Genomic DNA, 14,256 nt, shown 5'->3' with positions numbered 1-14,256 from the left:
GATTGTAGATTGTAAGCCGGATAAGGCGTTTACGCCGCTATCCGGCAACCCCGTTAAATGATACCGATCGGCCAGTGATGGCCGATAAAATACAAAATACCTGCAGAGAGTATCCCGGCGACAATATCGTCGATCATGATCCCCGTCCCGCCATGCACATTGCGATCGAACCAACGAATCGGCCACGGCTTCCACATATCCAGAATACGGAAAATCACAAATCCGGCGGCAACCCATTGCCAGTCGAGGGTCGGTAGCGCCATCAGGGTTATCCACATACCGACAAATTCGTCCCAGACAATGCTGCCGTGATCGTGCACGCCCATGTCTTTCGCCGTTTGATGACACAGATAAACGCCGATACAGATAGACAGCATGACCACCAGCGAATACAGCTGCCATGGCAGAAATGTCATTAAATACCAAAAAGGGATCGCCGCCAGCGATCCCATGGTGCCAGGAATAATTGGACTCAGCCCGCTACCAAAACCGGTGGCTAACAGATGCCACGGATTACGCATATTCAGGCGGCTTTTGGCGACATCTTTTTTAAGGCGCGGCAAAATGGTCATATCCTTTCCAGTCGAACGTGACGGGTTTTCCATCGCGCGTAAAGTGAACGCCTTCAACATCCGCACTCATCTGACCGATGCAGGTAAACGAGGTCCCGAGATGTGCCAGCGCGACGTCCAGCGCGCCACGGTTGATTTCCGGTACGGTAAAGCATAACTCATAATCTTCCCCCCCCGAGAGCGCCCAGCGCAGCGCCTGTTCAGGCTCAACGTGTTGGGCGAATGCCGTGGAATATGGCAGCGCGTCAACGTTAACCCGCGCGCCGCAGCCGCTGGCATTGACGATATGCCCCAGATCGGAAATCAGGCCGTCGGAGAGATCGATAGCCGCACTGGCCAGATCGCGCAGGGCTTGTCCCTGTAAAATACGCGGAGTTGGGCGCAGGTGGCGTTGCAGCAGATACTCCGCATCTTTTGGTTCTGTCACCTGCAGTCGGTCCTGCAAAATCGCCAGTCCCGCCGCACTGTCGCCCGGCGTGCCGGTCACATAAATCCAGTCGCCCGGTTTTGCCCCGGAACGTTTTAAGGCTCGCCCAACGGGAACGTAGCCATGAATACCCAACGTCATCGACAGCGGCCCACGCGTGGTATCACCGCCAATCAGCTGCATATCGTAGTAATTAAGGAGTTCAAACAGGCCATCGCTGAAAGCTTCAAGCCAGGCTTCATCAACGTCGGGTAACGTCAGTGCCAGCGTCAACCACGCAGGATCGGCCCCCATCGCCGCCAGATCGCTTAAATTCACCGCCAGGGCTTTCCAGGCCAGATCGGTAGGATCAATGTCGGGGAGGAAGTGGTTGCCTGCCACCAGCGTATCGGTACTGATCGCCAATGTCTGTTTTTCAGGGATGTTCAGGAGTGCGCAATCGTCGCCAATACCGGTTTCGACATCAAGACGAGACGTTCTTACGCGATCAAAATAACGGGCAATCAGGGAAAATTCGCCGCATGCCATACGTTATGCCTCAGCAGAAAAAAAGAAAAAGCCGGGGATAGCGGAAACAAGTTCCACTCTCCGCCGGCCTCGGGATTACTTTTTGTTGGGGCGAATCACAGGTGCTGCTTTATCCAGTACGCCGTTAACGAATTTATGGCTGTCTTCGGCGCCGAAGGTTTTCGCCAGTTCAATCGCTTCGTTGATAGCCACTTTGTACGGCACATCACTACGTTTAGACAGTTCAAACAGCGCAATACGCAGTACGGCTTTTTCTACCTGACCCAGCTCTTCCAGCAGACGAGACAGGTAAGGCTTCATTAATCCATCCAGGTACGCGCTGTTAGTCGCCACCCCGGACAGCAGCTCACGGAAATACAGAACGTCGACATCTTTAACGTCCTGTTCCGCCAGGAACTGGTATTCAACATCAGCGATGTCGTTCTGGGACAACTGCCAGGAGTAGAGCGCCTGGACGGCACACTCACGGGCGCGGCGACGAGCAGCAGGTTTCACGGATTTCCCCTTACAAAAATCAGGCCTTGATGGCTTTCAATACATTAATCATTTCAAGCGCAGTCAGTGCAGCTTCTGCGCCTTTGTTGCCGGCTTTCGTGCCAGCACGTTCGATGGCTTGTTCAATACTTTCGGTGGTCAGTACACCGAAGGCTACCGGAATGCCACTGTCCTGCGCGACATGCGCCAGGCCATTGCTTGCACCGCCAGCCACATATTCGAAGTGCGCGGTACCGCCACGGATCACCGTACCTAACGCAATCACCGCATCGTATTTACCGGTTTTCGCCAGCGCGTCAGCCGCCAGCGGCAGCTCATACGCGCCTGGAACCCAAACGACGGTAATGTTTTCATCTTTAACCTGGCCAATACGTTTCAGGGCGTCGATCGCACCTTCCAGCAGGCTGTCATTGATAAAGTTGTTGAAACGCGCAATGGTGATGGCGACGCGAGCGTCCGGAGTAGCAACGTTAGCTTCAATAATGTTCATATTCTTCCTTCGGGTTCGATTTATGGCCCCGTAAGGGGGGCGGATTTTATCATAATATTCTGGGCGCTGCTTCCTCTAATTCAGAAAGCCTCACGCAGTGGTTAAATGCAGGCAAACGTCCGGGCCCACCTGGCGTATCTCGTTGAATTTGAAATGGGGGGCGTCGGCCAGTTTCTCAAGCCCAGGCAGCACACATAATCCTCGCGCATCGCTGCCTAACAGTTTAGGCGCAACATACACGATTAGCTCATCCACCAAACCGGCCTGTAATAACGCGCCCGCAAGCGTTGGGCCAGCTTCCACCCAAATACTGTTAATTTGCTGTTTACCCAGTTGCATCATCAGCACGACCAAATCCACATGCCCGTTATGTTCCGGCACCTTGATACTGCGAACCGACTCCGGCCAACTGCGGGTATCGTCTTTCGTTCGGACAATCCAGGTTTCTCCCGGCTGGTGCACAATTCGGTGCTCCGGCGTGACCTGATTCTGGCTATCAAGGACAATGCGGATCGGCTGGCGCAGATTTTCCTGCGGGTAACTCGCCTGAGTTGACTCCCCAAGCTCCGACCAGCGCACGGTAAGCTGAGGATCGTCGGCCAGTACCGTCGCGCTGCTGGTTAAAATGGCATGGCTTTGCGCGCGCAGCCGTTGCACATCGCGGCGCGCCTGCGGCGAGGTGATCCACTGGCTTTCCCCGCTGGCCATCGCCGTACGGCCATCGAGCGATGCGCCAAGCTTAAGCTGCAGATACGGGAATCCTGTACGCATGCGCTTGAGAAAGCCCTTATTAAGCAGCTCAACCTCGCTCATCATCAGCCCGTGGCTGACGTCAATGCCCGCCTGCTGCAAACGGTAGAGGCCACGACCTGCTACCTGTGGATTGGGATCCTGCATCGCGGCAACGACGCGTGCTACGCCCGCCGCAATCAATGCATCGCAGCACGGCGGCGTACGGCCATGATGACTACAGGGCTCAAGCGTCACATAGGCGGTTGCCCCTTGCGCTTTTTCTCCGGCCATGCGCAGGGCATGGACTTCGGCATGCGGCTCGCCCGCGCGGTGATGATATCCTTCACCGACGATCTCCCCGTCCTTAACAATCACGCAGCCGACGTTGGGATTTGGGTGAGTAGTGAAACGTCCGCGCGCAGCAAGCTTCAGCGCGCGCGCCATGTACAATTCATCCTGCATGGCTTAGTCCTGTAGGCGAGCAATCTCTTCGCCAAATTCTTTGATATCTTCGAAACTGCGGTAAACCGAAGCAAAGCGGATGTAAGCGACTTTATCGAGCTTTTTCAACTGCTCCATCACCAGGTTGCCGATCATCTTACTCGGCACCTCACGCTCGCCAGTCGCACGCAGTTGTGATTTGATATGGTTTAACGCCATTTCGACGTCATCTGAGCTGACCGGGCGTTTCTCCAGCGCTCTGAGCATGCCGCTGCGCAGCTTATCTTCATTAAAGGGTTCACGCACATCGTTGCTCTTCACAACGCGCGGCATGACAAGTTCAGCCACTTCAAAAGTGGTGAAACGTTCGTTACAGACCAGACACTGCCGACGGCGGCGTACTGAGGAGCCCTCGCCTACAAGACGAGAGTCAATTACCTTAGTGTCTACGGCGAAACAGAATGGGCAATGCATACGGCGTCCTGTACCTCAGTGGTTCACAGAAATCTATTTTACCCTGAACTGGCGTGACAACAAAGGCGCAGCGCTTTTGAGACAAAGGATCGATGCCTTCGTGCTCTGTGCACACTACCATTATGCTATCGCGACAATGAAGGAAGTAATCACAATGACAAGACGTTACCTAAGAATTCTCCTGGTGGGAAGCCTCTTTAGTCTTAGCGCCTGCGCGCAGCAAAGCGAAGTACGCCAAATGCATCAAAGCGTAAGCACGCTAAATAAAGAGATGACGCAGCTTAATCAGGAAACCGTAAAAATTACGCAACAAAATATGTTGAATGCCAAATCGACCAGTGGCGCCTATCTGTTGCCGGGCTCCAAAACGCCTGCCCGGCTGGAAAGCCAGATCGGCACGCTACGTATGTCGCTGGTGAATATTGCGCCAAACGCCGATGGCACACGGTTAACGCTACGCATTCAGGGCGAGTCCAATACGCCCTTGCCCGCCTTCAGCGCCACCGTAGAGTACGGGCAAATTCAGGGTACTACAGAGAATTACCAGGAAGTGAATGTTCAAAACCAACTGGTCAACGCCCCGGCAAGTATTCTTGCCCCCAGCGACGTAGACATTCCGTTGCAGATAAATGGTCTCTCCCCCGACCAGTTGGGATTTGTTCGCATTCACGACGTACAGCCTGTTAGCCAATAAACTTTTTTGCGGAACGTTTTGTGCGTTCCGCAACATCAATTCGCCCCCTTTTGTTACTCCCCTGACATAACCGATATTTCTGGCAAAACTTGGCAACATTCATCAGAGCCAGTACAATTCGCCGCCTAAAGTACGCAAACGTGAACGCAATCGATTACGTAAATGATAGAACTGTGAAACAAGACATATTTTTGTGAACAATGATTTTTATAATAGGCTCCGAAGAATTACGAAATATTTAGAAACGCAATTTGCGCATTTTTCACTCCCGAAAGGGATTTCAAACAGTGGCATACATATGAAAAAAACATTACTTGCAGCCGGTGCAGTGCTGGCGCTCTCCTCGTCTTTTACTGCCAACGCAGCAGAAAATGACAAACCGCAATATCTGTCCGACTGGTGGCACCAAAGCGTCAACGTGGTGGGCAGCTACCACACCCGTTTCTCTCCGAAACTGAACAACGACGTGTATCTGGAATACGAAGCGTTTGCCAAAAAAGACTGGTTTGATTTCTATGGCTACATCGATATCCCGAAAACCTTCGACTGGGGTAACGGTAACGACAAAGGCATCTGGTCTGACGGTTCTCCGCTGTTTATGGAAATCGAACCGCGTTTCTCCATCGACAAGCTGACCGGTGCTGACCTGAGCTTTGGACCATTCAAAGAATGGTACTTCGCCAACAACTACATCTACGATATGGGTGATAACAAAGCCAGCCGCCAGAGCACCTGGTATATGGGTCTGGGTACCGATATCGACACCGGTCTGCCGATGGGTCTGTCCCTGAACGTGTATGCTAAATACCAGTGGCAGAACTATGGCGCATCCAACGAAAACGAGTGGGATGGTTACCGTTTCAAAGTGAAATACTTTGTGCCGATCACCCAGGTTTGGGGCGGTCAGTTGACCTATATTGGCTTCACCAACTTCGACTGGGGTTCAGATTTGGGTGATGATCCTAACCGTACCAGCAACTCTATCGCTTCCAGCCACGTGCTGGCGCTGAACTACGATCACTGGCACTACTCCGTAGTCGCGCGTTATTTCCATAACGGCGGCCAGTGGAAAGGTGGGGATACCCTGAACTGGGGCGAAGGCGACTTCAGCGCGAAATCAACCGGTTGGGGTGGTTATCTGGTCGTAGGTTACAACTTCTAATCCAGACAATTTATGCAGACAAGCCAGCTTAACCGCTGGCTTTTTTACGGCTGGTCTTCACAACGTACTTTACGTAAAAAGTCACTTAGCGAGCGATCAGACGATTCACGAAAATGCCTGTCGAGCAGCGTGATCTTCAGACAGCGATCAACGCGAAAGCAGCGATAATCGTCACGCTTCTCGCACCAGGCAACCAGAAGCCAGTGCTCGCCCCAGAAAAATAATCCTAGCGGCTGAACGTCGCGCCAGGAGAGGTTCCCGGACTCATCTCGATAATGCAGCGCCAGCGTCTGCTGCGCCGAAACCGCGCGATGTATGAGATCGAAGGCACTGCGTGAATGCGGCTGATTACCAAAATCTGGCGCAAAAATCCGCGTTTGCTCGGCCCTGCGGCGACTTTCTGGCGGCAATATCGCCAGCACTTTTTCCTGCGCGGACTCCAGTGCCTGTGAAAGTGAATCCCCGCCCCATGTTTTCAGCAACCGAATCGCGACCATCAATGCTTCTGATTCGTGATGCGTTAACATCAACGGTGGCAGATCAAACCCGGCCATTAAGCGGTATCCGCTGCCCACTTCGCCTTCAATGGGCACGCCGGATAAAGAGAGATCGCGGATATCGCGATAAATCGTCCGTTCAGAAACGTCAAGACGTTCTGCCAGCAGCGCCGCCGTTGTCACTCGCCTGCCACGCAGGATTTGTACAATCTGAAACAAACGGTCGGCGCGTCTACTCATTTTAATCCTCTGGCCTGAAAATATTACGCGGGTTGATGTAAACCAACACGATTGCCTTCACTGTCAGTAAATAGCGCAATCGTACCAATGTCCTGCCCCAGTTCGAGCGGGCCAAACACGCATTGACCGCCAGCGGTGGCGACGCGTTCAAGCGTGGCAGCCAAATTGTCCGTATGCAGATAAATAATAGCGCCCTGCGCTGAAGGCGAAATACCGTCAAATTTAGCCAACGCCCCGCCAGGAGCGGGATCCTGATGCGGGAATACGGCCAGCTCGGCGCAGTCCATATTCTCCCGACGCAAAGAAACCTGCATCACTGGCTCATAAAAAGCGATGGCGCGCTCCATTTGTGCCACGGGGATTTCAAACCAGTTAATTACGTTGTTCATACTTCCTCCTGCCTGTGTGGGTAATCTCAGAAGGACTATAAGACAGGGCTACTGACAGCATACTGTCAGTAGTGTGGCGACAGAAAAAGATAATGCTCAGCCGCTAAAGCACAAGCAAAAAAAAATCCCGACCTTGCGATCGGGATTCCAGTTCTTACGCTTCACACGCTCTGCGTCGCTTAAGGCAGAATCGACGGTTGATCCGCCCCTTCTTTCTCGACCTTCTGCTGCAGCATATGCTCACGCTTCATACCCAGCTTCAGCGCCAGCGCCGATGCCACGTAGATAGAAGACGCGGTACCGATGGAAACACCGATAAGCATGGTCAGCGAGAAGCCTTCCAGTACCGGACCACCGAACAGGAAAAGCATCAGAATAACCATCAACGTCGTACCGGACGTAATCAACGTACGGTGCAGCGTCTGCGTCAATGACACGTTAAAGATTTCGTAAGGCGTACCGCGACGAATTTTGCGGAAGTTTTCACGAATACGGTCAGAGACGACGATACTGTCGTTCAGCGAGTAACCGATTACCGACATCAGCGATGCGACGATAGTCAGGTCAATCTCGATATGGAACAACGACAGGATCCCAAGTGTGATGATTACGTCGTGCGCCAGCGCGATAACTACCCCTGCAGCCAATCGCCACTCAAAGCGGAAACCGACGTACACCAGGATTGAGATCAGCGCCGCCATCAGCGCCATCGCACCCGTTTGCGCCAGGTCTGCACCCACGCTCGGCCCCACGAATTCAATTCGTTTCACCGCGGCGTTTTGGTTGGTGGATTCATTAATCACACTCAACACTTTGCTACCCAGCACCTGACCGCCGTCTGCGCCTTCAGTTGGCGGCATACGCACCATAATGTCGTGGCTGCTGCCGAAGTTTTGCAGAAGCGGATCAACAAAGCCCGCTTTCTCCAGCGCATCGCGCATCACGTCCATTTCAGCTGGTTTTTCCAGCGTGATTTCAATGACCGTACCACCGGTGAAATCGAGACCCCAGTTAAAGCCGCGCACGCCCATAATCACGATGGCCGCGATCAGCAGAAAACCTGAAATGCCGAAAGCCCAGTAGTCCCAGCGCATAAAGTCCCAGACTTTACGGCCGTGGTTCAATTGTTCAACAGTATATTCCTGTGCCACTTCGCACTCCTCAGATTGACAGCTTTTTGACGCGCTTGCCGCCATACAACAGGTTTACGATGGCACGTGTACCGACAATTGCGGTAAACATCGACGTCGCTACCCCAATACCGGTAGTAATCGCGAACCCTTTAATTGCCCCGGTGCCGACTGCGTACAGGATAATGACCTTAATCAGCGTCGTAATGTTCGCATCGAAGATGGAGCTAAATGCGCCCGCATAACCTTCATTGATGGCCTGCTGCACCGAACGACCGTTACTCAACTCTTCTTTGATACGTTCGTTGATCAGTACGTTAGCATCGACCGCGACGGCAAGGGTTAAGACGATCCCCGCAATCCCCGGCATACTCAGCGTAGCTCCCGGCAACAGCGACATAATGCCGACAATCAGCACCAGGTTAGCGATCAGCGCGCTGGTCGCAATCAGGCCGAACTTCTTATAGAAGAAGATCATGAACAGGATAGACACCACCAGACCGGCCAGACAGGCTTCCAGACCCTGTTTGATGTTCTGCATACCCAGGGTTGGGCCGATGGTACGTTCTTCAACAATCTGAATCGGCGCGATCAACGCACCGGCACGTAACAGCAGAGAAAGCTGACGCGCTTCGTTCGGGTTGTTGATACCGGTGATACGGAAGCTGTTACCCAGGCGAGACTGGATGTTGGCGATGTTAATCACCTCTTCCTGTTTCACCAGCACGGCGCGACCGTTGGCATCTTTCTTACCGCTGTCTTTGTACTCCACAAACAGGGTCGCCATCGGCTTACCGATGTTGTCCTTGGTGAAGTTGGACATGATGTTACCACCCGCGCTATCCAGCGAGATGTTAACCTGCGGCTGATTGTATTCGTCCTGGCTGGAAGTGGAATCGGTGATATGGTCACCAGTCAGGATCACGCGTTTGTACAGCACAACCGGCTGACCTTCACGAGACTGTTTCACTTCCGAATCACCCGGCACGCGCCCGGATGCCGCAGCAGACTGGTCAACGTTGGTGTTTACCAGACGGAATTCCAGCGTCGCGGTTGCGCCCAGAATTTCTTTCGCGCGCGCGGTATCCTGGATACCCGGCAGTTCGACGACAATACGGTCAGCACCCTGACGTTGTACAACCGGCTCAGCAACACCCAACTGGTTCACACGATTACGCAGAATATTGATGTTCTGCTGTACCGCGTATTCACGGGCTTCACTCAGTCGCGCATCGGTCATCACCGCACGCAGAGCATTGCTGCCCTGGCTGGAAATAACCAGATCCTGGTGACGCTTGCTCAGATAAGAGATAGCTTCATCACGGGCGCTGCTGTCACGGAAGGTGATGCTCAGGCCGTAGTTATCTTCTTTACGAACGGTAGTATAAGGAATGCCTTTTTCACGCAGATCGCTGCGCAGGCTATCGATATTTTGTTCCTGCAACTTACTCAGCGCGGTGTCCATATCCACTTCCATCAGGAAGTGAACGCCACCACGCAGGTCAAGACCGAGTTTCATCGGTTCTGCGTGAATGGCTGCCAGCCAGCGCGGGGTTGCCGGAGCAAGGTTAAGCGCCACGACGTATTGATCGCCCAGCACGCCCATCAGCACTTCACGTGCGCGCAGTTGGGTATCAGTGGAGTCGAAGCGCGCAAGAATAGCACCCTCTTCCAGAGCCACAGACTTAGGTGTGATTTTATCTTCTTGTAACGTTTTCTGGACCTGGATCAGCGTTTGCTCACTGGCGGCGGCACCGCGCACGCCAGTGATTTGAACAGCCGGATCCTCACCATACAGGTTGGGAAGTGCGTAAAGCAGGCCGACGACAATCACGACGACCAGCATAATGTACTTCCACAAAGGATAACGGTTTAACACGGCAGTTCCCTTTGGGAAAACAATAAATTACAGCGCCTTCATGGTGCCTTTCGGCAGAACGGCAGCTACGAAATCACGTTTAATAACCACTTCAGTGGTATCGTTCAGCGCAATAGCGATGTAGCCAGATTCTGCTACTTTGGTCACGCGACCCACCAGACCACCGTTAGTCAGCACTTCATCGCCTTTCGCAATGGAGTTCATCAGATTTTTGTGTTCTTTGGTACGCTTTTGTTGCGGACGCAGGATCATAAAGTAGAAAATCAGACCAAACACCACCAGCATCAGAATCAGAGACATCGGGCTGCCCTGCGCCGGAGCACCTGTTGCCGCTACCGCATCAGAAATAAAAAAGCTCATTCAAATTCCCTCATTATTAAAATTAATCAACGTTCACAGGTGGAACTGGTCGACCCTGACGTTGGTAAAAATCGGTCACGAAGCTCTCTAATTTACCCTCTTCAATAGCCTTGCGTAAACCCGCCATCAAACGCTGGTAGTAGCGAAGGTTATGAATCGTGTTGAGACGCGCGCCCAATATTTCGTTGCAACGGTCGAGATGATGCAAGTAAGCGCGCGAATAATTGCGACAGGTGTAGCAATCACACTCAGCATCGAGCGGACTGGTGTCGCTTTTATGTTTCGCGTTACGAATTTTTACCACGCCGTCAGTCACAAACAAATGACCATTACGGGCATTTCGCGTTGGCATCACGCAGTCAAACATATCGATACCGCGACGTACGCCTTCAACCAGATCTTCTGGTTTGCCGACGCCCATCAGGTAACGCGGTTTATCTGCCGGAATCTGTGGGCAAACATGCTCCAGAATGCGGTGCATATCTTCCTTCGGCTCACCGACAGCCAAACCGCCGACAGCGTAGCCATCAAAGCCGATATCTACCAGACCTTTGACAGAGATATCACGTAAATCTTCGTAAACGCTGCCCTGAATGATGCCAAAAAGCGCATTTTTGTTGCCGAGACTGTCAAAACGGTCGCGACTGCGCTTCGCCCAACGCAGAGACATCTCCATTGAGCGTTTAGCATAGTCCCAGTCGGCCGGGTACGGTGTACATTCGTCGAAGATCATCACGATATCGGAACCGAGATCGTATTGAATCTCCATTGACTTCTCAGGATCGAGGAAAATCGGATCGCCGTTGATCGGGTTGCGGAAATGCACGCCCTGCTCGGTGATCTTGCGGATATCGCCCAGACTGAAAACCTGGAAGCCGCCGGAATCGGTAAGGATTGGCCCTTTCCACTGCATGAAATCGTGCAGATCGCCGTGCAGTTTCATGATTTCCTGACCCGGGCGTAGCCACAGGTGGAAAGTGTTGCCGAGAATGATCTGCGCGCCGGTGGCTTCAACTTCTTCCGGCGTCATGCCTTTTACGGTGCCGTAAGTACCGACCGGCATAAATGCAGGCGTTTCCACTACGCCACGATCAAAAACCAGGCGGCCGCGACGCGCGCGACCGTCTGTGGTGTCCAGTTCAAATTTCATCTTAACTCCTGCGTCAGAAAAACAGTCCGACGTTAAATACTCATGCCGGAAATTTATTCCCCGACACGCTCAGAAATAGCCTGCGGATTGTACGTGATAAACATCGCATCTCCGTAACTAAAAAAGCGATATTCCGCTTTTACCGCTTCGTGGTAGGCGTGCATGGTGTTTTTATAACCAGCAAACGCAGAAACCAGCATGATCAGCGTCGATTCCGGCAGGTGGAAGTTGGTGACCAGGGCATCAATCACCTGGTATTTATAGCCTGGATAAATAAATATCTGCGTATCACCGAAGAACGGCGCAATGAGATCGTTTTTTGCAGCCTGCGCCGCGCTTTCCAGTGAGCGAACGGACGTTGTTCCCACGGCTATCACGCGGTTGCCACGCGCCTTCGCCGCCAGCACCGCGTCAACCACATCCTGCGGCACCTCCGCATATTCGGAGTGCATAATGTGGTCTTCGATAGTGTCTACGCGCACCGGCTGGAAGGTACCCGCGCCGACGTGCAACGTAACGAACGCCATTTCAATGCCTTTATCGCGCAGTTTCGCCAGCAGCGGCTCGTCAAAGTGCAGCCCCGCGGTCGGCGCAGCGACGGCACCCGGTTTTTCGCTATACACGGTCTGGTACAGCTCGCGGTCGGCGTCTTCGTCCGGGCGGTCAATATACGGCGGCAACGGCATATGGCCGATGGCATTGAGGATATCAAGCACGCTGCGTTCATCGTCAAACGCCACTTCAAACAGCGCGTCGTGACGGGCAACCATCGTCGCTTTAATACTTTCATCGTCGCCCAATAGCAGCTCGGCACCCGGCTTCGGCGCTTTCGAGGCGCGAATGTGTGCCAAAATACGCTTGTCATCCAGCATGCGTTCGACCAGCACTTCAATCTTACCGCCGCTGGCTTTACGGCCAAACAGACGCGCTGGAATGACGCGGGTGTTGTTAAAGACCAGCAAATCGCCAGGGTTGAGCTTATCGAGCAAATCGGTGAAAGTACCGTGCGTCAGCGCGCCCGTCGGCCCGTCCAAAGACAGCAAGCGGCAGCTACTGCGCTCAGCTTGCGGATAGTGGGCAATCAGGGATTCGGGTAGTTCAAAGGTGAAATCGGTAACGCGCATGACACTGACTCAGACTAAAATAAGAGGCGGGTAGTCTAGTGCCGGGGCGTTCTCCCTGCAACCTTTACCCCTCTGGATAAACGTTTAACTATGAATTTTCTTGCACATTTGCATCTCGCTCATCTTGCCGACAGCTCGCTTTCCGGCAATCTGCTGGCCGATTTTGTCCGGGGTAATCCGGAAACGCATTTTTCGCCTGAGGTGGTGGAAGGCATCTTCATGCACCGTCGTATCGACGTGATGACCGATAACCTGCCGCAGGTGCGTGAAGCCAAAGAGTGGTTTCGTAGCGAAACGCGCCGCGTCGCGCCAATTACGCTGGACGTGATGTGGGATCACTTTCTGTCGCGCCACTGGGCGGAAATCTCCCCTGACTTCCCGCTGGTAGACTTTGTGCGCTATGCCCGCACCCAGGTGACCACAATTTTGCCGGAATCGCCGCCGCGCTTTATTAACTTAAACAACTATATATGGTCAGAAAAATGGCTTGAGCGCTATCGTGACATGGATTTTATCCAGAACGTCCTGAACGGCATGGCCAGCCGCCGTCCGCGTCTCGATGCCCTGCGCGCCTCATGGTATGACCTGGATAGGCATTATGATGCGTTAGAAGAACGTTTCTGGCAGTTTTATCCGCAGATGATGGAACAGGCGCAGCGTAAAACCCTTTGATTGCAGCCCGCATAACGCGCCGGATAAGCCTTAGCCACCATCCGGTAAAAGATTGATAGACAAAACCTGTCTCATTGATTGCCAGCGCCTCTTTGTCTTATTCACGAACACTCTCTATACTGGCCCGCGTTGCGTTCCAAAAACCCCTTAACATTGCAGGAGAATTATATGGTACTGGTAACTCGTCAGGCTCCGGATTTCACAGCAGCTGCGGTACTGGGTAGCGGTGAGATCGTTGAAAACTTCAACTTCAAACAGCATACCAACGGTAAAACCACCGTTCTGTTCTTCTGGCCGATGGACTTCACTTTCGTTTGCCCGTCTGAACTGATCGCATTCGACAAACGTTACGAAGAATTCCAGAAGCGCGGCGTTGAAGTTGTTGGCGTTTCTTTCGACTCTGAATTTGTCCACAACGCATGGCGTAACACCCCTGTCGACAAAGGCGGCATCGGTGCGGTGAAATACGCAATGGTTGCTGACATCAAACGCGAAATCCAGAAAGCCTACGGCATCGAGCACCCGGAAGCGGGCGTTGCTCTGCGTGGTTCTTTCCTGATCGACGCTAACGGCGTTGTTCGTCACCAGGTGGTTAACGATCTGCCGCTGGGTCGTAACATCGATGAAATGCTGCGCATGGTTGACGCGCTGCAGTTCCACGAAGAGCACGGCGACGTTTGCCCGGCGCAGTGGGAAAAAGGTAAAGAAGGTATGAACGCGTCTCCGGACGGCGTGGCAAAATACCTGACCGAGAACGTTTCCAGCCTGTAATTGGCATGAATCGACAAAAGGCCCGCAAT

General features: G+C 53.1%; 17 protein-coding genes. 4 read left to right on the top strand and 13 right to left on the bottom strand.

The window, feature by feature from the left end:
- Positions 1-53: 53 nt before the first annotated feature.
- The 6 genes from pgpA to nrdR form a co-directional block, all read right to left on the bottom strand.
- Positions 54-572: a phosphatidylglycerophosphatase A gene (gene pgpA, locus FDX09_RS05940; protein ID WP_038638206.1), complete on the bottom strand. Its 519-nt coding sequence runs from the start codon at positions 570-572 to the stop codon at positions 54-56.
- Positions 550-1,527, bottom strand: a complete 978-nt coding sequence (gene thiL / locus FDX09_RS05935) for a thiamine-phosphate kinase (RefSeq protein ID WP_038638205.1) — start codon at positions 1,525-1,527, stop codon at positions 550-552. Before thiL ends, pgpA begins: the two co-directional genes overlap by 23 nt.
- 75 nt (positions 1,528-1,602) lie before the next feature.
- Complete coding sequence (gene nusB, locus FDX09_RS05930; protein ID WP_000801129.1) at positions 1,603-2,022, bottom strand: transcription antitermination factor NusB; 420 nt, start codon at positions 2,020-2,022, stop codon at positions 1,603-1,605.
- 19 nt (positions 2,023-2,041) lie between these two features.
- A complete protein-coding gene (gene ribE, locus FDX09_RS05925; protein ID WP_003021575.1) occupies positions 2,042-2,512 on the bottom strand; it encodes a 6,7-dimethyl-8-ribityllumazine synthase in 471 nt (156 codons plus the stop codon).
- A gap of 90 nt (positions 2,513-2,602) precedes the next feature.
- Positions 2,603-3,706 (bottom strand): bifunctional diaminohydroxyphosphoribosylaminopyrimidine deaminase/5-amino-6-(5-phosphoribosylamino)uracil reductase RibD, encoded by a 1,104-nt coding sequence (gene ribD, locus FDX09_RS05920; protein WP_038638204.1) that lies wholly within the window; start codon positions 3,704-3,706, stop codon positions 2,603-2,605.
- 3 nt (positions 3,707-3,709) lie between these two features.
- The gene (nrdR, locus tag FDX09_RS05915; protein WP_016152032.1) at positions 3,710-4,159 is read right to left on the bottom strand and encodes a transcriptional regulator NrdR; all 450 of its coding nucleotides are present in this window, start codon (positions 4,157-4,159) and stop codon (positions 3,710-3,712) included.
- Between the two features lie 154 nt (positions 4,160-4,313).
- On the opposite strand from nrdR, the gene FDX09_RS05910 reads away from it, so the two are divergent.
- Both FDX09_RS05910 and FDX09_RS05905 read left to right on the top strand, forming a co-directional pair.
- Entirely contained in the window at positions 4,314-4,853 is a 540-nt protein-coding gene (locus FDX09_RS05910) for a DUF3251 domain-containing protein (RefSeq protein WP_069323953.1), read from the top strand.
- 298 nt (positions 4,854-5,151) lie between these two features.
- On the top strand, positions 5,152-6,015 hold the full coding sequence (locus FDX09_RS05905) for a nucleoside-specific channel-forming protein Tsx (protein WP_003021561.1): 864 nt from the start codon (positions 5,152-5,154) through the stop codon (positions 6,013-6,015).
- A gap of 44 nt (positions 6,016-6,059) precedes the next feature.
- On the opposite strand, the gene FDX09_RS05900 is transcribed toward FDX09_RS05905, so the two are convergent.
- From FDX09_RS05900 to queA, 7 genes are all read right to left on the bottom strand, one after another.
- Positions 6,060-6,752, bottom strand: a complete 693-nt coding sequence (locus FDX09_RS05900) for a YafY family protein (protein WP_137346921.1) — start codon at positions 6,750-6,752, stop codon at positions 6,060-6,062.
- 23 nt (positions 6,753-6,775) lie between these two features.
- Positions 6,776-7,141, bottom strand: a complete 366-nt coding sequence (locus FDX09_RS05895) for a VOC family protein (protein WP_069323951.1) — start codon at positions 7,139-7,141, stop codon at positions 6,776-6,778.
- Between the two features lie 179 nt (positions 7,142-7,320).
- Complete coding sequence (secF, locus tag FDX09_RS05890) at positions 7,321-8,292, bottom strand: protein translocase subunit SecF (RefSeq protein ID WP_038638190.1); 972 nt, start codon at positions 8,290-8,292, stop codon at positions 7,321-7,323.
- Positions 8,293-8,302: 10 nt separating this feature from the next.
- Positions 8,303-10,150 carry a protein translocase subunit SecD gene (secD, locus tag FDX09_RS05885; protein ID WP_071888113.1) on the bottom strand — a complete coding sequence of 616 codons (1,848 nt, stop codon included), beginning with the start codon at positions 10,148-10,150 and terminating at the stop codon, positions 8,303-8,305.
- A 27-nt stretch (positions 10,151-10,177) separates the two neighbouring features.
- Positions 10,178-10,510 (bottom strand): preprotein translocase subunit YajC, encoded by a 333-nt coding sequence (gene yajC, locus FDX09_RS05880; RefSeq protein ID WP_003021544.1) that lies wholly within the window; start codon positions 10,508-10,510, stop codon positions 10,178-10,180.
- A 22-nt stretch (positions 10,511-10,532) separates the two neighbouring features.
- The gene (tgt, locus tag FDX09_RS05875; RefSeq protein ID WP_003021535.1) at positions 10,533-11,660 is read right to left on the bottom strand and encodes a tRNA guanosine(34) transglycosylase Tgt; all 1,128 of its coding nucleotides are present in this window, start codon (positions 11,658-11,660) and stop codon (positions 10,533-10,535) included.
- Between the two features lie 53 nt (positions 11,661-11,713).
- Entirely contained in the window at positions 11,714-12,784 is a 1,071-nt protein-coding gene (gene queA, locus FDX09_RS05870; protein ID WP_038638182.1) for a tRNA preQ1(34) S-adenosylmethionine ribosyltransferase-isomerase QueA, read from the bottom strand.
- Between the two features lie 90 nt (positions 12,785-12,874).
- Here queA and acpH point away from each other — a divergent pair, with 90 nt between their 5' ends.
- Together acpH and FDX09_RS05860 are read left to right on the top strand one after the other, a co-directional pair.
- A complete protein-coding gene (gene acpH, locus FDX09_RS05865) occupies positions 12,875-13,456 on the top strand; it encodes an ACP phosphodiesterase (RefSeq protein WP_137346920.1) in 582 nt (193 codons plus the stop codon).
- 168 nt (positions 13,457-13,624) lie between these two features.
- Entirely contained in the window at positions 13,625-14,227 is a 603-nt protein-coding gene (locus tag FDX09_RS05860) for a peroxiredoxin (protein WP_003021524.1), read from the top strand.
- Positions 14,228-14,256 lie beyond the last annotated feature (29 nt).

It is taken from the genome of Citrobacter sp. wls717 (assembly GCF_005280955.1).
GTDB classification, from domain to species: Bacteria; Pseudomonadota; Gammaproteobacteria; order Enterobacterales; family Enterobacteriaceae; genus Citrobacter; species Citrobacter werkmanii.
This window is presented reverse-complemented; position numbering and strand designations above follow the sequence as displayed.